Source organism: Photorhabdus sp. CRCIA-P01, from assembly GCF_003545805.1.
GTDB lineage: Bacteria > Pseudomonadota > Gammaproteobacteria > Enterobacterales > Enterobacteriaceae > Photorhabdus > Photorhabdus antumapuensis.
This window is the reverse complement of sequence record NZ_NMQR01000002.1, coordinates 107,939-122,903: the sequence shown is the minus strand read 5'-3', so window position 1 is coordinate 122,903 and position 14,965 is coordinate 107,939. Positions and strand designations below refer to the sequence as shown.

At 42.2% G+C, this 14,965-nt stretch carries 20 protein-coding genes; 13 read left to right on the top strand and 7 right to left on the bottom strand.

Annotation, left to right across the window (positions count from 1 at the left end; genetic code table 11):
• Nucleotides 1–2 precede the first annotated feature (2 nt).
• Nucleotides 3–350 (top strand): gamma-glutamylcyclotransferase family protein, encoded by a 348-nt coding sequence (locus D3222_RS02000; protein ID WP_118984618.1) that lies wholly within the window; start codon nt 3–5, stop codon nt 348–350.
• 100 nt (nt 351–450) lie between these two features.
• Here the strand turns inward: D3222_RS02000 and ppa are convergent, their stop codons facing one another.
• Nucleotides 451–981: an inorganic diphosphatase gene (ppa, locus tag D3222_RS01995; RefSeq protein WP_118984617.1), complete on the bottom strand. Its 531-nt coding sequence runs from the start codon at nt 979–981 to the stop codon at nt 451–453.
• A 554-nt stretch (nt 982–1,535) separates the two neighbouring features.
• Between ppa and D3222_RS01990 the strand changes: the two genes are divergently transcribed.
• The 3 genes from D3222_RS01990 to D3222_RS24925 all read left to right on the top strand — a co-directional run bounded on the left by D3222_RS01990 (nt 1,536) and on the right by D3222_RS24925 (nt 2,533).
• Nucleotides 1,536–1,916, top strand: a complete 381-nt coding sequence (locus tag D3222_RS01990) for a type II toxin-antitoxin system RelE/ParE family toxin (RefSeq protein ID WP_441339090.1) — start codon at nt 1,536–1,538, stop codon at nt 1,914–1,916.
• Nucleotides 1,903–2,202 (top strand): helix-turn-helix domain-containing protein, encoded by a 300-nt coding sequence (locus tag D3222_RS01985; RefSeq protein WP_118984616.1) that lies wholly within the window; start codon nt 1,903–1,905, stop codon nt 2,200–2,202. Before D3222_RS01990 ends, D3222_RS01985 begins: the two co-directional genes overlap by 14 nt.
• 169 nt (nt 2,203–2,371) lie before the next feature.
• Nucleotides 2,372–2,533 carry a hypothetical protein gene (locus D3222_RS24925; protein WP_157975271.1) on the top strand — a complete coding sequence of 54 codons (162 nt, stop codon included), beginning with the start codon at nt 2,372–2,374 and terminating at the stop codon, nt 2,531–2,533.
• 13 nt (nt 2,534–2,546) lie between these two features.
• Here D3222_RS24925 and fbp read toward each other — a convergent pair whose 3' ends face one another.
• Nucleotides 2,547–3,551 (bottom strand): class 1 fructose-bisphosphatase, encoded by a 1,005-nt coding sequence (fbp, locus tag D3222_RS01980; protein WP_118984615.1) that lies wholly within the window; start codon nt 3,549–3,551, stop codon nt 2,547–2,549.
• Nucleotides 3,552–3,716: 165 nt separating this feature from the next.
• Here fbp and mpl point away from each other — a divergent pair, with 165 nt between their 5' ends.
• Nucleotides 3,717–5,087: a UDP-N-acetylmuramate:L-alanyl-gamma-D-glutamyl-meso-diaminopimelate ligase gene (gene mpl, locus D3222_RS01975; protein ID WP_118984614.1), complete on the top strand. Its 1,371-nt coding sequence runs from the start codon at nt 3,717–3,719 to the stop codon at nt 5,085–5,087.
• Between the two features lie 44 nt (nt 5,088–5,131).
• Here mpl and argR read toward each other — a convergent pair whose 3' ends face one another.
• Nucleotides 5,132–5,602 (bottom strand): transcriptional regulator ArgR, encoded by a 471-nt coding sequence (gene argR / locus D3222_RS01970; RefSeq protein WP_011148624.1) that lies wholly within the window; start codon nt 5,600–5,602, stop codon nt 5,132–5,134.
• A gap of 455 nt (nt 5,603–6,057) precedes the next feature.
• Between argR and mdh the strand changes: the two genes are divergently transcribed.
• Nucleotides 6,058–6,996, top strand: coding sequence for a malate dehydrogenase (mdh, locus tag D3222_RS01965; RefSeq protein WP_118984613.1), 939 nt, complete (start codon nt 6,058–6,060; stop codon nt 6,994–6,996).
• Between the two features lie 101 nt (nt 6,997–7,097).
• Here the strand turns inward: mdh and D3222_RS01960 are convergent, their stop codons facing one another.
• Nucleotides 7,098–7,364 carry a helix-turn-helix domain-containing protein gene (locus tag D3222_RS01960; protein WP_118984612.1) on the bottom strand — a complete coding sequence of 89 codons (267 nt, stop codon included), beginning with the start codon at nt 7,362–7,364 and terminating at the stop codon, nt 7,098–7,100.
• A 186-nt stretch (nt 7,365–7,550) separates the two neighbouring features.
• Here D3222_RS01960 and D3222_RS01955 point away from each other — a divergent pair, with 186 nt between their 5' ends.
• Both D3222_RS01955 and D3222_RS01950 read left to right on the top strand, forming a co-directional pair.
• A complete protein-coding gene (locus D3222_RS01955; RefSeq protein WP_118984611.1) occupies nt 7,551–7,898 on the top strand; it encodes a DNA-binding protein in 348 nt (115 codons plus the stop codon).
• Nucleotides 7,899–7,974: 76 nt separating this feature from the next.
• Complete coding sequence (locus D3222_RS01950; protein ID WP_118984610.1) at nt 7,975–8,355, top strand: DNA-binding protein; 381 nt, start codon at nt 7,975–7,977, stop codon at nt 8,353–8,355.
• 21 nt (nt 8,356–8,376) lie between these two features.
• Here D3222_RS01950 and ispB read toward each other — a convergent pair whose 3' ends face one another.
• The gene (gene ispB, locus D3222_RS01945) at nt 8,377–9,348 is read right to left on the bottom strand and encodes an octaprenyl diphosphate synthase (RefSeq protein WP_118984609.1); all 972 of its coding nucleotides are present in this window, start codon (nt 9,346–9,348) and stop codon (nt 8,377–8,379) included.
• Nucleotides 9,349–9,599: 251 nt separating this feature from the next.
• Between ispB and rplU the strand changes: the two genes are divergently transcribed.
• The 3 genes from rplU (at nt 9,600) to cgtA (ending at nt 11,488) form a co-directional block, all read left to right on the top strand.
• Complete coding sequence (gene rplU / locus D3222_RS01940; RefSeq protein ID WP_118984608.1) at nt 9,600–9,908, top strand: 50S ribosomal protein L21; 309 nt, start codon at nt 9,600–9,602, stop codon at nt 9,906–9,908.
• 19 nt (nt 9,909–9,927) lie between these two features.
• Complete coding sequence (gene rpmA, locus D3222_RS01935) at nt 9,928–10,185, top strand: 50S ribosomal protein L27 (RefSeq protein ID WP_011148617.1); 258 nt, start codon at nt 9,928–9,930, stop codon at nt 10,183–10,185.
• A gap of 127 nt (nt 10,186–10,312) precedes the next feature.
• Nucleotides 10,313–11,488, top strand: a complete 1,176-nt coding sequence (gene cgtA, locus D3222_RS01930; RefSeq protein ID WP_118984607.1) for an Obg family GTPase CgtA — start codon at nt 10,313–10,315, stop codon at nt 11,486–11,488.
• Nucleotides 11,489–11,545: 57 nt separating this feature from the next.
• Here cgtA and dacB read toward each other — a convergent pair whose 3' ends face one another.
• Entirely contained in the window at nt 11,546–12,994 is a 1,449-nt protein-coding gene (gene dacB / locus D3222_RS01925; RefSeq protein WP_118984606.1) for a serine-type D-Ala-D-Ala carboxypeptidase, read from the bottom strand.
• Between the two features lie 260 nt (nt 12,995–13,254).
• On the opposite strand from dacB, the gene greA reads away from it, so the two are divergent.
• Nucleotides 13,255–13,731, top strand: a complete 477-nt coding sequence (greA, locus tag D3222_RS01920) for a transcription elongation factor GreA (protein WP_118984605.1) — start codon at nt 13,255–13,257, stop codon at nt 13,729–13,731.
• Between the two features lie 133 nt (nt 13,732–13,864).
• Here the strand turns inward: greA and yhbY are convergent, their stop codons facing one another.
• The gene (gene yhbY, locus D3222_RS01915) at nt 13,865–14,158 is read right to left on the bottom strand and encodes a ribosome assembly RNA-binding protein YhbY (RefSeq protein WP_112877185.1); all 294 of its coding nucleotides are present in this window, start codon (nt 14,156–14,158) and stop codon (nt 13,865–13,867) included.
• A gap of 141 nt (nt 14,159–14,299) precedes the next feature.
• Here yhbY and rlmE point away from each other — a divergent pair, with 141 nt between their 5' ends.
• Nucleotides 14,300–14,929, top strand: coding sequence for a 23S rRNA (uridine(2552)-2'-O)-methyltransferase RlmE (gene rlmE / locus D3222_RS01910; protein WP_118984604.1), 630 nt, complete (start codon nt 14,300–14,302; stop codon nt 14,927–14,929).
• The last annotated feature ends 36 nt before the right edge of the window (nt 14,930–14,965 follow it).

Below are 14,965 nucleotides of genomic sequence, written 5' to 3'. Positions count from 1 at the left end.
AAATGCGAATTATTGTTTATGGCAGCTTACGGCGCAAACAGGGCAATCATCACTGGATGACTGATGCTCAATGGTTGGGTGATCATTGGCTGGAAGGCTATGAGCTATATGACCTTGGGCATTATCCTGCGGTTATCCGTGGTGACGGAAGTATTGAATGTGAGGTATATCGAATCAATTCTACTATCCTGACAGAATTAGACGATTTGAAAGATAATTCGCGGGAGTATGTAAGGGAATTGATTCAGACACCGTATGGCAATGCATGGATATATCTTTATCAGCTTCCAATAACCGGTTTACGGCGGATAAAAAGCGGTGATTGGTTGAAGCGCCATGTGGAAGAGTAAATAAAAATCCCTTTTTTGTCATAAAAAGGGAGTATGGTATTAAAAAACCTCTGCCGGTGATGTTCCCCAGAGGTTTTTTAATTATTTGAACAGAGAAAAGCTATTTCTTAGCGGCACGTTCGAAAGAGGAGATAATTTCTGCTTTAGCAGCTTCGATATTATCCCAACCATCAACTTTAACCCACTTACCTTTTTCCAGATCTTTGTAGTGCTCAAAGAAGTGAGTGATCTGAGCGCGCAGCAATTCTGGCAGATCGTTCACATCTTTAATGTGATCATATTCTTTGGTCAATTTGCTGTGCGGAACTGCAACCAGTTTGGCATCTTCACCTGATTCATCAGTCATTTTCAGAACGCCAACCGGACGGCAACGGATCACAGAACCTGGTTGTAGTGGGTATGGCGTGGGAACCAGAACATCAACCGGGTCACCATCCAAAGACAGAGTATTGTTGATGTAACCATAGTTGCATGGATAGAACATTGCGGTAGACATAAAACGGTCTACAAACAGCGCACCGGATTCTTTATCAACTTCATATTTAATGGGATCTGCGTTGGCAGGGATCTCAATAATGACATAGATATCTTCAGGCAGTTCTTTTCCTGCCGGTACTAAGTTCAGGCTCATGAAAGTTTCCTTTATTTCAAACCAGAATGGAGTGGGGGGTATTATAGCCAAAACATTTTTTAAAGTACTCTCCATTTTTCTGACAAGTAGCTTGTTGGTTGAGGCAGTTTCTGAGTTTGATGATAGTCCCGCAGTGCAGTCACTAACGGATAATACAGGTTGTCCACTTAGCTCTCGATAAGGTCCGATTTTCCCTGCTATTTGGACTGGTATATAATCTTGCTGTATATACTGAAATTTTTAGGATAATTTTTTTAAAAGTGCAATTGATAATCTATTGAGATGGAACTTTTAATAAAGCTGCTCTTAACCCACGTTTCTGGTAATCACTATCCCTACCTGGCACGATCACAGGAGTTGGTTCAACCATAATTCATTCCTTGCTATAAAACCTAGAGCAAAAGGTCGTTTAACACTGCCACTAGCGAGAGCATAATAACCAGTGACATGCTCATTACCACACATGACAAAGGTGCAGTTAGCCTGTATAGGGGCATTTTTTGTATTTACATATTGATATATAAGTTGTGGGTTATATTATGTTATTATAAGTCATGACTTATGAGGTTGTTGTGTGGACTATAATTTTAACTCGTCGATTTGAAGATTGGCTTGATGAGCAAGATATCAGCACCCAGAAAAAAATATTGGCAAATCTTAGTGTGTTAGAAGTGTTTGGTCCTCAACTAGGCCGCCCTGCTGTTGACTCTTTGTATGGTTCAAAATTTAGCAATATGAAAGAGTTAAGAATTCAGTGTAAGGGGAGGCCAATAAGAGCATTTTTTGCTTTTGACCCATTAAGACGGGCTATTGTTCTATGTGCTGGTGATAAGACAGGGAACGAAAAGCATTTTTACAAAGAAATGATCCCGGTGGCTGATGCTGAGTATGAAGCTCACTTAGCGAGTTTGGAGGGTAAAAATGAAAACTCTTAAAGATAAGATACGAGAATTTTCTGTTGAAGATCGAGCAGATATAAAACAGATGGCTGATGAAGTGATTTTAGAAACTGGTTTGCAACTGATGAGAGAAGAGTTGAATATCTCTCAGAAAAAACTAGCGGACAGTTTAGGTGTTAGTCAGCCTGCAATTACGCAAATAGAGCAACGGGGTAATGATATAAAACTAGCTACGTTAAAGCGTTATGTTGAAGCTATGGGAGGCAAACTCAGCTTAACCGTAGAACTCCCAACTGGAGATGGGCGAATTTTTCATATCTAACAGAAGTGGTGACTACTCCTCAAGTCTGCGCACGATTTTGTGTAGTCGCCATTTTATTGAAGGTGATCTGTTAGGTGGTTACCAATCAGTAATAAAGTAATTCATCACTATAACGTAAATCACACAATAGTATCGTTCACTTCTTCGAGGTGGCTTGGGTTACCAGTTGGTGACCATAGATTTTAAAGAATCATCTGACGAACATTTTGCGTTTTTTGTGGAATGTTTGGATGACGTTGTTGAGAGATTTATGACAAAGGATAGTTGGGATATTTTAGCCTCATTAGTTAAAATTAAAAAAGCGACGAAAAATCCCGCCGCTTATCCGTAATTAACCGATGAAATTATTCATCAGGGAACTCAGCCATAAAACTCTCTGCTTTTTCCACCATCGATTTACTACCCACAAAGAAAGGTATGCGCTGATGCAGTTTGGATGGAATGATATCCAGAATGCGGTTGGCGCCATCACTGGCTTTACCACCAGCTTGTTCGGCTAGGAATGCCATTGGGTTACATTCATACAGCAGGCGTAATTTTCCTGATGGGTGGCTGGCGGTGCTTGGGTAAATGTAGATGCCGCCTTTCAGTAAATTGCGGTGGAAATCAGCAACCAGTGAACCGATATAACGAGTAGTATACGGGCGTTGAGTCGCTTCATCCTGTTCCTGACAATATTTGATATATTTCTTTACTCCCATAGGGAATTTGATGTAGTTCCCTTCGTTGATGGAGTACATATTGCCTTTTGAAGGGAACTGTACTTTTTCATGGGACAAGCAGAACACCCCAAGAGATGGATCGTAAGTAAAGGCGTGCACACCACAGCCGGTTGTATAGACCAGCATAGTTGAAGAGCCATAAACAACATATCCGGCTGCGACTTGGCGGTTACCCGGTTGCAGGAAATCTTCTTCAGTGACGGGTTTGCCAACAGGTGTAATACGGCGGTAGATAGAGAAGATAGTACCAACGGAAACGTTTACATCAATATTTGAAGAACCATCCAATGGGTCCATCAAAACAACATATTTTGCATTTTCAGCGCGGTCGCCTTCGAAAATAACGATGTCGTCTTCTTCCTCGGAAGCGATACCGGCAACTTCACCGCGTGCTTTCAGTGCTGCTTTGAGTTTTTCATTAGCATACAGGTCCAGTTTCATTTGCACTTCGCCTTGGACATTGGACACACCGCTGGTGCCTAAAATATCCACTAAACCGGCTTTGTTGATATCACGGTGAATGATTTTTGCTCCGAGCTTAATAGCGGAAAGTAATGCAGTAAGTTCACCCGTAGCGTGAGAAAAATCATGCTGCTTTTCGACGATGAATTCGCCTAATGTTTTCATGACGAAAGTCCTGAATGTGATTTGATAGTGGTTTTAGAGTGTCCATTGCACTCTTACGCGGGCAGTTTAGCCAAAGAAAGGCATGATTCATAGGCTATTCCATTTCTTATCTTGCTTTTGATGGTTAGAATAGTGGCTAACTTTATGCTATGGAATAGGAAATCAATGCGTATTCATATTCTTGGTATCTGCGGCACTTTTATGGGTGGACTGGCAATTTTGGCTCGTTCTCTTGGTCATGAAGTGACTGGTTCTGATGCCAATGTTTATCCACCAATGAGTACTTTACTGGAAAAACATGGGATTAATCTGATTCAGGGATATGACCCGGCACAGTTGGATTCTGCGCCAGATATGGTCATCATCGGTAACATTATGAGCCGTGGGAATCCTTGTGTGGAAGCTGTGCTGGAGCGTGGGCTCCCTTATACTTCTGGCCCACAATGGCTGCATGATTCTGTTTTACCAGAACGTTGGGTGCTGGCGGTTGCAGGGACGCATGGCAAGACAACAACCGCAGGTATGTTAGCCTGGATTTTGGAAGCTTGTGGTTATAAACCAGGTTTCTTAATCGGTGGTGTTCCGGGGAATTTTGAAACATCAGCTCAGATCGGGGAAAGCCCGTTTTTTGTAATAGAAGCTGATGAGTATGACAGTGCTTTTTTTGATAAACGATCTAAGTTTGTGCATTACAGCCCACGTACGCTGATCATGAACAATCTGGAATTCGATCATGGCGATATTTTTGGCGATCTGGCTGCTATTCAAAGACAGTTCCATCATCTTGTCAGGATCGTTCCGGGTAGTGGTAAGATCCTTGTCCCAGATAACGATATTAACCTGAAACAGGTTTTGTCTATGGGCTGTTGGAGTGAGTTGGAACTAGTGGGTGAAACCGGTAACTGGCAGGCAAAAAAGATCAGTACGGACAGCCGTAATTATCAGGTGTTTTATGGTGGTAAAGTTGTTGGAGAAGTGAACTGGTCGCTGGTGGGTGAACATAATATGCGCAATGGGCTGATTGCAATTGCCGCTGCACATCATGTTGGTGTCCAGCCAGCAGATGCCTGTTGTGCTTTAAGTGAATTTATTAATGCCCGTCGTCGCCTTGAACTACGTGGTGAGGAAAACGGCGTTACTGTTTATGATGATTTTGCTCATCACCCGACAGCAATTCTGGCAACACTCGAGGCCCTGCGTAGTAAGGTTGGAGGAACAGCCCGTATTATTACCGTACTGGAACCGCGTTCAAATACGATGAAAATGGGTGTGAGTAAGAATGAGATCGCACCAGCGTTGGGGCGTGCGGATGAAGTATTCTTATTCCAGCCAGCTAATATTAAATGGCACGTATCAGAAATTGCAGATCACTGTGTTCAGCCTGCGTATTGGAGTGCTGATATAGATTCACTGGTGCATATGATTGTTGATAAGGCGCAGCAGGGGGATCATATTCTGGTTATGAGTAATGGAGAGTTTGGTGATATTCATGAAAAATTACTCTCTAAGCTGAATAAAAAAGCTGATCAATCCTGAGAATGGCAGCAGGAAAATGAATCGCGCCATGTTGGCGCGTTCATTTAAAGCTCTTGCTCGAACAACCCAAGGATGGCTCCACGCAGCTGTTCTGTTGTGGAATCTCTGGTGAGTGTAACGAAGATGGTGTCATCACCTGCGATACTGCCGAGTATACCTTCTGATTTACCAAGAGAATCTAGCAGACGAGCAATAAGTTGAGCAGCACCAGGGCTTGTGCGAATCACAACTATAGGATGGTTGTAATCAACATCCAGTACTAGATTTTTTAGTGGGCTAGTAGCAGTAGGAACACCAAGCTCGGCAGGCAGACAGTAAACCATCTCCATTTTAGCATTACGGGTGCGAACAGCACCAAATTTAGTGAGCATTCTAGAGACTTTGGATTGGTTAATGTTCTCAAAACCTTCTTCCAGTAAAGCAGTGACAATTTCACCTTGAGAACTAAATTTTTCTTCTTTCAATAACGCCTTGAAAGCTTTTACTAAATCTTCCTGTTTAGAGGGAGTGCGCATATTTCACCATATTCAATCAGCTATGAAGCTTTTATTATGCATATAAATGAATTTTTATGCAATAATAATGATTTTATAGCCAATTTGAACCGTGCAAAATTGGTCTTATGTTATATATAAATTCATAAAATATGAATATGGAAATTTGCTTTTTTTAGCTGGTTATCAGGTAAATATATTGTTAATCAAATGATGTTGTTTGGCGTTGTTGTTGGGTGTAAGGTATTTAGCCGATTATTTCGTAAAATCATAGGGAAATTCTCAAAATAGTGTCCGTTATCTCATTAACAGATAAGCATTTTGCCTAGAATACGGCGACTTTTGCGTCCCACTATTAGAGCGTAAGTCCACAATTTGGCTGTTAACAGATTGTTTTCAAAAACGCAGTAATCTATGGTTCTTAACTAGATGAATTTACAGTATTTTAAAGTATAAACGATTTAAGGAGTATCAGGATGAAAGTTGCAGTTCTCGGTGCAGCCGGTGGTATTGGTCAGGCTCTTGCTCTTCTACTAAAAACCCAGCTTCCTTCAGGTTCAGAACTCTCTTTATATGATATCGCTCCAGTAACACCTGGGGTGGCTGTTGATCTGAGCCACATTCCAACGGAAGTGAAAATTAAAGGCTTTGCTGGTGAAGATGCAACTCCAGCGTTGGAAGGAGTAGATGTTGTATTGATTTCCGCGGGGGTTGCCCGTAAACCAGGCATGGATCGTTCAGATCTGTTTAATGTTAATGCGGGGATCGTTCGTAACTTGGTAGAACAAGTGGCTAAAACTTGCCCGAAAGCACTGATTGGGATTATTACTAACCCAGTCAACACAACTGTAGCTATTGCAGCCGAAGTGCTGAAAAAAGCGGGTGTATATGACAAAAACCGCCTGTTTGGTGTCACAACCCTGGATGCTATCCGTTCTAATACTTTCGTTGCTGAATTGAAAGGTAAAAAACCACAGGAAATCGAAGTGTCCGTTATCGGTGGTCATTCTGGTGTGACAATCCTGCCCCTGTTATCTCAGATCCCTGGTGTGAGCTTTACTGATGAAGAGGTGGCTGCCTTAACTAATCGTATTCAGAATGCCGGTACAGAAGTCGTTGAAGCTAAGGCGGGGGGAGGATCTGCAACTCTGTCCATGGGGCAAGCTGCGGCTCGTTTGGGTCTCTCTTTGGTCCGTGGCTTACAAGGTGAAAGTGATGTTGTGGAATGTGCTTATGTTGAAGGTGATGGCAAATATGCTCGTTTCTTCGCTCAGCCGGTTCGTTTGGGTAAAAATGGCGTAGAAGAGCGTTTGGATATTGGTGAGCTGAGTGATTTTGAACAGAAAGCACTGGAAGGCATGCTAGATGTATTGAGAAAAGATATAGAATTAGGCGAAAAATTTATTAATAACTAATTAATATATTTTATAAATAAACAATATATATCTATGAAACAATAAAACCGCTGGTAATTCGCTATACCAGCGGTTTTTATTTAACTCATGTAATTCGTTAGCTAATTATTTGTTTGTTCACGTACTTTCCTTTCTAATAATTCTCCAGTATTTGGATCAAAATAACGACTTGGCCAAATTTCTGAAGGGTGTATTCCTAGATAATTTGCAATTATCCATTCTCCCTTTGGCCACGGGCGAGATAGTGCATTCGCTAAGGTCGATGAGCTGAGCCCGGCTCTGCGTGATACTTCAGCTAAAGTTGTTCCCCGCTTGCGTAAAGCTGCAATTATATCGGCAGGATGCCAATCAGATTTCCTTGAAATCATTTTTAATCCTTATTTTTATTAAATTTGATGCCATATTAGTGGTATAAATAACAGGTACGCATGAGAGTAATAACGAACTTAAACCTGTTATTGAGAAATAAAATAGCATTATTTTTCTAAAAATATTTCCAATTTTTTTCTTAAAAGCTTCTTTTTTGAACTTGGTTACAAAAATAGAGAAACGCGATGAAAAAAGAGTGGTATTCGGCCAAGGAGTTAATCGGCGTGGGTGAGTTGCCTGGATCACCACAAGGAGTTAATGCCAGAGCAAAACGGGAGGAGTGGTTATGTCAGAAAAGACAAGGTGTACAAGGTAAAGCAGTCGAGTATCACTACTCCTGTTTCCCGGAAACGACCATTACAGCCTTGGAGCTTCATGAATCATCTTCTGAGTATCAGGTACAGAAGCAAGATCCTTTATCGATTTGGGTTGGTGCTTTTCATCAGTTATCAGAATCTGAGAAACAGGCTGTGATAGCCATGATTTTACGGGATGGTATCAGAAGTTTTTTAGAAAAAATTTCTGTTATTTAACCCATTTTTGGAAATTAAAAATGCCAACTAACTTGGATTCTTCTTCATTATCCCGGTGCAAAGTGAGAAGAAAAGTATGAAAAAAGAATGGTACTCAGCTAAAGAGCTGGTTGGTATTGCCGGACTTCCTTCTTCGCCACAGGGAATAAATCTGATGGCAAGGCGGGAAGGATGGGAATATAGACGTAAACGCGGTGTTCAGGGCAAGGCTCTTGAATATCATATAAATAGTTTGCCTGAAGATGTACTTAATGTGCTATCCGTAGGGGAAAACACTATTGATTATGCAAACAAACGGCAAGACCCATTCTTAATTTGGATTGAGGCTTACTATCAATTAACTAAAGTTGAGCGGGAAAAAATTGTGAAATTTATTCTTCGGGAGGGGCTCGCAAAACTTATTGGTTATATTGATGTAGGTGTTGAAGACGCAGAGAAAAACCTGGAGTCAGATTAACCCCAGGTTTCGTTCTATCGATTAAGAAAGGCGTTGTACGGCAATATGGGCTAACCCCACGAGTGCTTGCTTGTATGGGGAGTTTTCCAGCGCCTGCAAAGCAGCTATTGCTTTATCTGCTTCTTCTTCTGCTCGTTTACGGGTATATTCCAGTGAACCGCACTGTTTCATGGTTGTCAGTACGGTTTCGAGTAAATGGCGGCCATTCCCTTTTTCAATTGCTTCACGGATAAGTGCCGATTGTTCTGGAGTACCATGATCCATAGCGTGTAGTAAGGGCAATGTCGGTTTACCTTCGTTAAGATCATCACCGGTGTTTTTGCCTAATGTATCGCTGTCAGCATTATAATCCAGTAAATCATCAATTAACTGGAATGCAGTGCCTAAATAACGTCCGTAATTTTGTAAAGCCATTTCCTGCTCTGGGGTGGCATTAGAAAGAATTGCGGAAGAGTGCGCGGCGACTTCAAACAATCGGGCTGTTTTACTGTAAATCACCCGCATATAATCATCTTCGGAAATATTTGGATCATTACAGTTCATCAACTGTAAAACTTCGCCTTCAGCGATAACATTGGTTGCCTCTGACATCAATTTAAGAACTCGCATAGAGTTAAGAGCTGTCATCATCTGGAAAGAGCGTGTGTATATAAAGTCACCAACCAGCACGCTTGCTGCATTACCAAACATGGCATTGGCCGTTGCTTTGCCACGTCGCATGTCTGATTCATCCACTACATCATCATGTAACAGAGTCGCTGTGTGGATAAATTCAATTAATGCAGCAACAGTAATATGCTTATCACCCTGATAACCTAATGCTCTGCTAGCTAGGATGGCAATGATTGGGCGAATGCGTTTTCCACCACCACTGATTATGTAGTAGCCCAGCTGATTGATGAGAGTAACGTCAGAATTCAACTGACTAAGAATGGTTTCATTTACCGCTGCCATATCATCAGCGGTTAGCTTGATAATGGATTCTAAATTCATATTTTTTCGGCTATGGGTTTTAATGCAGAGCTGTGTTCATATTAACATTAAAATAGTTATTGCTGTGTCTTGATTGTACTCGAAAAACAGTCTAAATAAATGACAATTCAGCAACTATGTTTTTTTATCATCTGCTCTAATTCTGCTCTTGTCTTCTTAGGCTTTTTTGCGTAGAATTCGCGCCCTATTATGAATATTTATAGTGCGCTCTGGAATGATATTTAAGGGGGCGTGCGGAAAGCGGAGTTTATATGTACGCGGTTTTCCAAAGTGGTGGTAAACAACACCGAGTCAGCGAAGGTCAAACAATTCGCCTGGAAAAGCTAGACATCGCAACGGGTGAAACTGTTGAGTTTGACCAGGTTCTGATGGTCGCTAATGGTGATGACATCAAAATCGGCGCTCCTGTCGTTGAAGGCGTTAAAATCAAAGCTGAAGTCGTTGCCCACGGTCGTGGTGAGAAAATTAAAATTGTTAAATTTCGTCGTCGTAAACACAGCCGTAAGCAGCAAGGCCACCGTCAGTGGTTCACCGATGTTAAAATCACTGTCATCGCTTAAGATTTAGGAGAGCAGATTAATGGCACACAAAAAGGCTGGCGGCTCAACTCGTAATGGCCGCGATTCTGAAAGCAAACGTCTGGGTGTAAAACGTTTTGGTGGCGAGTCTGTATTAGCAGGCAGCATCATTGTTCGTCAACGTGGTACTAAATTCCACGCTGGCAATAACGTTGGTTGTGGTCGTGATCACACCCTGTTCGCATTAGCTGACGGAAAAGTTAAATTCGAAGTTAAAGGCCCGAAAAACCGCAAATTTATCAGCATCGAAGCTGAATAAGTTTTTCGAGTTATACACCGAATCAGAAGCCCTGCATGTGTTGCGGGGCTTTTTATATTCTAAAGTACGCCATCTCTGGGTAACACAGCCATCCAGCACTGTAATGGCTATCATACGGAGAAAAAATATGAAATTTGTAGATGAAGCCAGAATACTGGTTGTTGCGGGGGATGGTGGCAATGGTTGTGTCAGCTTCCGTCGTGAAAAATATATTCCGAAAGGTGGGCCAGACGGTGGGGATGGTGGAGATGGTGGAGATGTTTATCTGCTAGCAGATGAAAATCTTAACACACTGATTGACTATCGTTTTGAAAAGTCTTTTCGGGCGGAACGTGGGCAAAATGGTCAGAGCCGTGATTGTACAGGTAAGCGTGGTCAGGATATTACGATTAAAGTGCCTGTTGGTACGCGTGTCCGTGATGTGGCAACCGGTGAGATTCTGGGCGACATGACTCGTCATGAACAGCGTCTAATGGTAGCGAAAGGTGGATTCCACGGGCTTGGCAATACCCGCTTTAAATCTTCTGTTAACCGGGCTCCTCGTCAAAGAACGATGGGGACTTCAGGTGAAACCCGTGAATTGATGCTGGAACTGATGCTGTTAGCAGATGTTGGTATGCTGGGGATGCCAAATGCAGGGAAATCTACATTTATCCGTGCTGTTTCTGCTGCTAAACCGAAAGTTGCAGATTATCCATTTACCACTCTGGTACCCAGCTTGGGTGTAGTAAGGATGGATAACGAACAAAGTTTCGTGGTTGCTGATATTCCAGGGCTCATTGAAGGTGCTTCCGATGGCGCTGGCTTGGGTATTCGCTTTTTGAAACATCTGGAACGTTGCCGGGTATTGCTGCACCTAATCGATATTTGTCCTGTTGATGAATCAGATCCTGTCGAAAATGCCCGGATTATTGTCAATGAGTTACAGCAATACAGCGAAAAATTGGCAGAAAAACCACGTTGGTTGGTATTCAATAAAGTTGATCTGTTAGAGCCAGAAGAAGCCAAACAGCGTGCACAAGCTATTGCTGATGAATTAGGTTGGGAAGGCAATTTTTACATGATCTCAGCGATAAATCGTCTGGGTGTTAAAGAGCTTTGTTGGGATATTATGGAGTTTATGAAAACCAAACCTCGTAATATGAGTACAACAGAAGATGGAGCTCAACCTGAGAAAGTTGAATTCATGTGGGATGATTACCATAAAGAGCAATTAGAACAGGTTTCGGAAGTAGACGATGACTGGGATGACGATTGGGATGAAGATGACGACGAAGGTATTGAAGTAATTTATAAACGCTGATTCTTCGGTCTCTCTCATTGCAGTTAAGGGCGCCACTTATTTGTGGCGCCGATTTTATTAGTTTTGTTGATATAAATCTTTATATAGCCGACTTTCGAATCGGACCAGAGGAACCCGCCGGCTGCGGTGCTCTTTTGGCGGTACGGCATAAGCAGAAATAAACTGCACGAAGGCAACTCGCTGACCGCTAGCCGTGGTTATAAAGCCAGCCAGATTATACACTCCTTGCAGGGCACCGGTTTTAGCCGAAACTTTCCCGTTTACTCCTGCTTCATCCAATCCTCCTCGGTATCTTAGAGTACCGTCATGACCAGCTAATGGCAGCATGGAAATGAAATCTAATTCTTGATCATGTTGAGCAATAAATTGTAATACTTCCATCATGGTTGCGGGGGTAATCAGATTATGGCGGGATAATCCTGAGCCATCTACCATCACGGTATTTCCCAGATCGATACCTGCTTTTTGTTTCAATACTTGCCGTACCGCATCAGAGCCTGAACGCCAGGTTCCTGGTATATCAAAGTGCTGTCGGCCTATTGTCCTGAATACGGTATCCGCGATCATATTGTCAGATTTTTTCAGCATGACTTTCAGCAGATCATGTAATGGTGCGGATTGATTCTGAACCAAAATTTTACCCGGCTCAGTTGGTAAGCTTTGGCGTTTGAGGTTACCTGTGATTTCAATTCCAGCAATTTGCAGTTCGTTTTTGAGAATTGCCCCCGCATAGCTAGTTCCGTTCTGAATTGCGAAAGCCAGTGGCAATGGTTCACTGCGTTGAGTAAGGCATCCGGTAAGTATGAAACGGTTGAGTTCTCCTGGAACGACATCTAATTCACAGTACTGGCTTTCAGGAGCGCCTTTTGCCAATGTTTTGACTTCACTGAACATATTCACTGGATAAAAGGATGCGACACGGATGAATGCAGTATCACCGGGACGTTCTGCGCTATATAGTGAAACGGAAAAACAATTTCGATCCACGATTGCGGCGGCAGGCGGCGCACTAAAACATTGGGTCATATCATTCCATACCCAACCGGGAGCCTTATCGTGGCTGGAAAAAGCGGAAACATCTATTAAAAGATCACCGTCAATTTTTTTCACGCCGGCTTGATTCAATACTGTAACCATATTGCGAAGTTGTTGGCGGGTCAGCGTTGGATCTCCGACAAAACGAGCGATCAAATTCCCTTTTAAAATACCGTTTGAAATTTTGCCATTACTTTCCAATGTGGTGATAAAGCGATAGTCTTTTCCCAGTTGTAATAATGCTGCAAGCGCGGTGACAACTTTCAGCGTACTTGCTGGTAGAGCCATTTGCTGCCCGTGATAATCAATTAATGGGGAACTGGCGCCTGCTTTTTGAGCGATTAATGCCAGATTGGTACCATCAGGCAGATATTTCGTATATTCCTCAACAAGTGTGGCGTTTGCGTTAGGTGTAGTCAAATACAGAGCGGTAACGCAAACTAATCTGCTGGCAATTTTAAAGAAGGACATAAATTTCGCATATGGATGTAGACATACCACAATACTAAGGCGCAAAGTGGGGAAAAGTAAACGATGACCCATCACTAAGTCTACGTTAGAATGATATATTAATATGTAAAATATGATTGTGAACTCTGGGTAGTCCTATGGTTTGCACTATTGTTTATTGTCTGGAAGCCCGCCCGACAAGGTGTGCTCATTGTGCTGTTATCTGAAAACATCAGGATGATGCTGGTTTTTTGCTCAGGAAAGATTTAGAGGATTAATAAATGAAACAGATTCCAATGACGGTACGTGGCTCGGATAAGTTGCGCGAAGAGCTAGATTATCTAAAGAACGTACGCCGTCCAAAAATTATTTCAGACATTGCTGAAGCGCGTGAACATGGTGATCTGAAAGAAAACGCTGAGTATCATGCTGCTCGTGAACAACAAGGTTTCTGCGAAGGCCGTATTCAGGAAATCGAAGCTAAGCTTTCTAATGCACAAGTGATTGATGTCACAAAAATGCCCAAGGCTGGACGTGTTATTTTTGGGGCTACAGTTACGGTTTTGAATGTTAATACTGATGAAGAGCAGACTTACCGGATTGTGGGTGATGATGAGGCGGATATTAAAGAAAATTTAATCTCAGTAAATTCACCAATTGCCCGCGGTTTGATAGGTAAAGAAGTTGATGACGTTGTTATTATCAAAACACCAGGTGGTGAAGTTGAATATGAAATCCTGAAAGTTGAATATATTTAACTTCAGGATTGGCCTGTTGCTATTGATTTACGTTAGGTAAAGTTGCACAAGGATCGTGGAGAAAGTAAAAAAGGCCGGATATGGCCTTTTTTATCATAATATGCGCACCGCATTTTATATAAATGTGGTTTGATTATTTAGGTAAAATAATTTTGCGTTCTTCCGATTGGCGGTAAAGAACTAGAGTTTTACCGATAATTTGCACATTATATGCACCGGTCTCGCGGACAATTGCATCGGCGATCAAATTTTTGGTTTCACGATCTTCGCCTGCGATTTTGACTTTGATAAGCTCATGGTGTGACAGCGTTTGTTCAATTTCGGCCAACACACCCTCGGTCAGGCCGTTATTACCAATCATGACGACAGGTTTTAGCGGGTGAGCGAGACTTTTCAGGTGTTGTACTTGTTTTTTGTTAAGGGCCATTGTTTTTTTGCTTAGTTAGGATTGAAAACGGGGCATTCTACCGCCATCTCATCTCTATCACCATAAAATAGTGTGTTGTGGTTTTGGTGTATGGAGCAATAGATATCTGGCTCTTTATTCGTAGTATAGTTGGAAAGGACAATGGCCAATAAAAAACGTTCGGCAAGCTCCAGTCGCTGGTTACAAGAACACTTTAGTGATAAATATGTTCTGCAAGCACAGAAAAAAGGGCTTCGTTCTCGCGCTTGGTTTAAACTTGATGAAATTCAACAAACTGACAAAATTTTTAAACCTGGCATGACCGTTGTCGATTTAGGCGCAGCTCCTGGTGGATGGTCTCAGTACGCAGTGAGTCAAATTAGTGATAATGGGCGAGTGATTGCCTGTGATCTTTTACCGATGGATCCCATTGTTGGCGTCGATTTCCTTCAGGGTGATTTTCGTGATGAATTTGTATTGAAAACATTGCTTGAGCGAGTTGGTGATAACAAAGTCCAGGTCGTCATGTCGGATATGGCACCCAATATGAGCGGAACACCTGCGGTCGATATTCCTCGATCCATGTATCTGGTTGAATTGGCGTTGGATATGTGTCGTGATGTGCTGGCCCCCGGGGGGAGTTTTATTGTCAAAGTGTTTCAGGGAGAGGGCTTTGATGAATACCTGAGGGAAATTCGCTCCCTATTTACGAACGTGAAAATTCGTAAGCCAGACGCTTCGCGGGCACGATCGCGTGAAGTATACATTGTAGCGACAGGGCGGAAACTATAGTACCCTGAATGCTATTTGTTAACACAGTTGTAATAT

Coding starts and splice junctions, on each gene's coding strand:
- D3222_RS02000 (WP_118984618.1), top strand. CDS start 3: ATGCGAATTATTGTTTATGGCAGCTTACGGCGCAAACAGGGCAATCAT.
- ppa (WP_118984617.1), bottom strand. CDS start 981: ATGAGCCTGAACTTAGTACCGGCAGGAAAAGAACTGCCTGAAGATATC.
- D3222_RS01990 (WP_441339090.1), top strand. CDS start 1,536: ATGACTTATGAGGTTGTTGTGTGGACTATAATTTTAACTCGTCGATTT.
- D3222_RS01985 (WP_118984616.1), top strand. CDS start 1,903: ATGAAAACTCTTAAAGATAAGATACGAGAATTTTCTGTTGAAGATCGA.
- fbp (WP_118984615.1), bottom strand. CDS start 3,551: ATGAAAACATTAGGCGAATTCATCGTCGAAAAGCAGCATGATTTTTCT.
- mpl (WP_118984614.1), top strand. CDS start 3,717: ATGCGTATTCATATTCTTGGTATCTGCGGCACTTTTATGGGTGGACTG.
- argR (WP_011148624.1), bottom strand. CDS start 5,602: ATGCGCACTCCCTCTAAACAGGAAGATTTAGTAAAAGCTTTCAAGGCG.
- mdh (WP_118984613.1), top strand. CDS start 6,058: ATGAAAGTTGCAGTTCTCGGTGCAGCCGGTGGTATTGGTCAGGCTCTT.
- D3222_RS01960 (WP_118984612.1), bottom strand. CDS start 7,364: ATGATTTCAAGGAAATCTGATTGGCATCCTGCCGATATAATTGCAGCT.
- D3222_RS01955 (WP_118984611.1), top strand. CDS start 7,551: ATGAAAAAAGAGTGGTATTCGGCCAAGGAGTTAATCGGCGTGGGTGAG.
- D3222_RS01950 (WP_118984610.1), top strand. CDS start 7,975: ATGAAAAAAGAATGGTACTCAGCTAAAGAGCTGGTTGGTATTGCCGGA.
- ispB (WP_118984609.1), bottom strand. CDS start 9,348: ATGAATTTAGAATCCATTATCAAGCTAACCGCTGATGATATGGCAGCG.
- rplU (WP_118984608.1), top strand. CDS start 9,600: ATGTACGCGGTTTTCCAAAGTGGTGGTAAACAACACCGAGTCAGCGAA.
- rpmA (WP_011148617.1), top strand. CDS start 9,928: ATGGCACACAAAAAGGCTGGCGGCTCAACTCGTAATGGCCGCGATTCT.
- cgtA (WP_118984607.1), top strand. CDS start 10,313: ATGAAATTTGTAGATGAAGCCAGAATACTGGTTGTTGCGGGGGATGGT.
- dacB (WP_118984606.1), bottom strand. CDS start 12,994: ATGTCCTTCTTTAAAATTGCCAGCAGATTAGTTTGCGTTACCGCTCTG.
- greA (WP_118984605.1), top strand. CDS start 13,255: ATGAAACAGATTCCAATGACGGTACGTGGCTCGGATAAGTTGCGCGAA.
- yhbY (WP_112877185.1), bottom strand. CDS start 14,158: ATGGCCCTTAACAAAAAACAAGTACAACACCTGAAAAGTCTCGCTCAC.
- rlmE (WP_118984604.1), top strand. CDS start 14,300: ATGGCCAATAAAAAACGTTCGGCAAGCTCCAGTCGCTGGTTACAAGAA.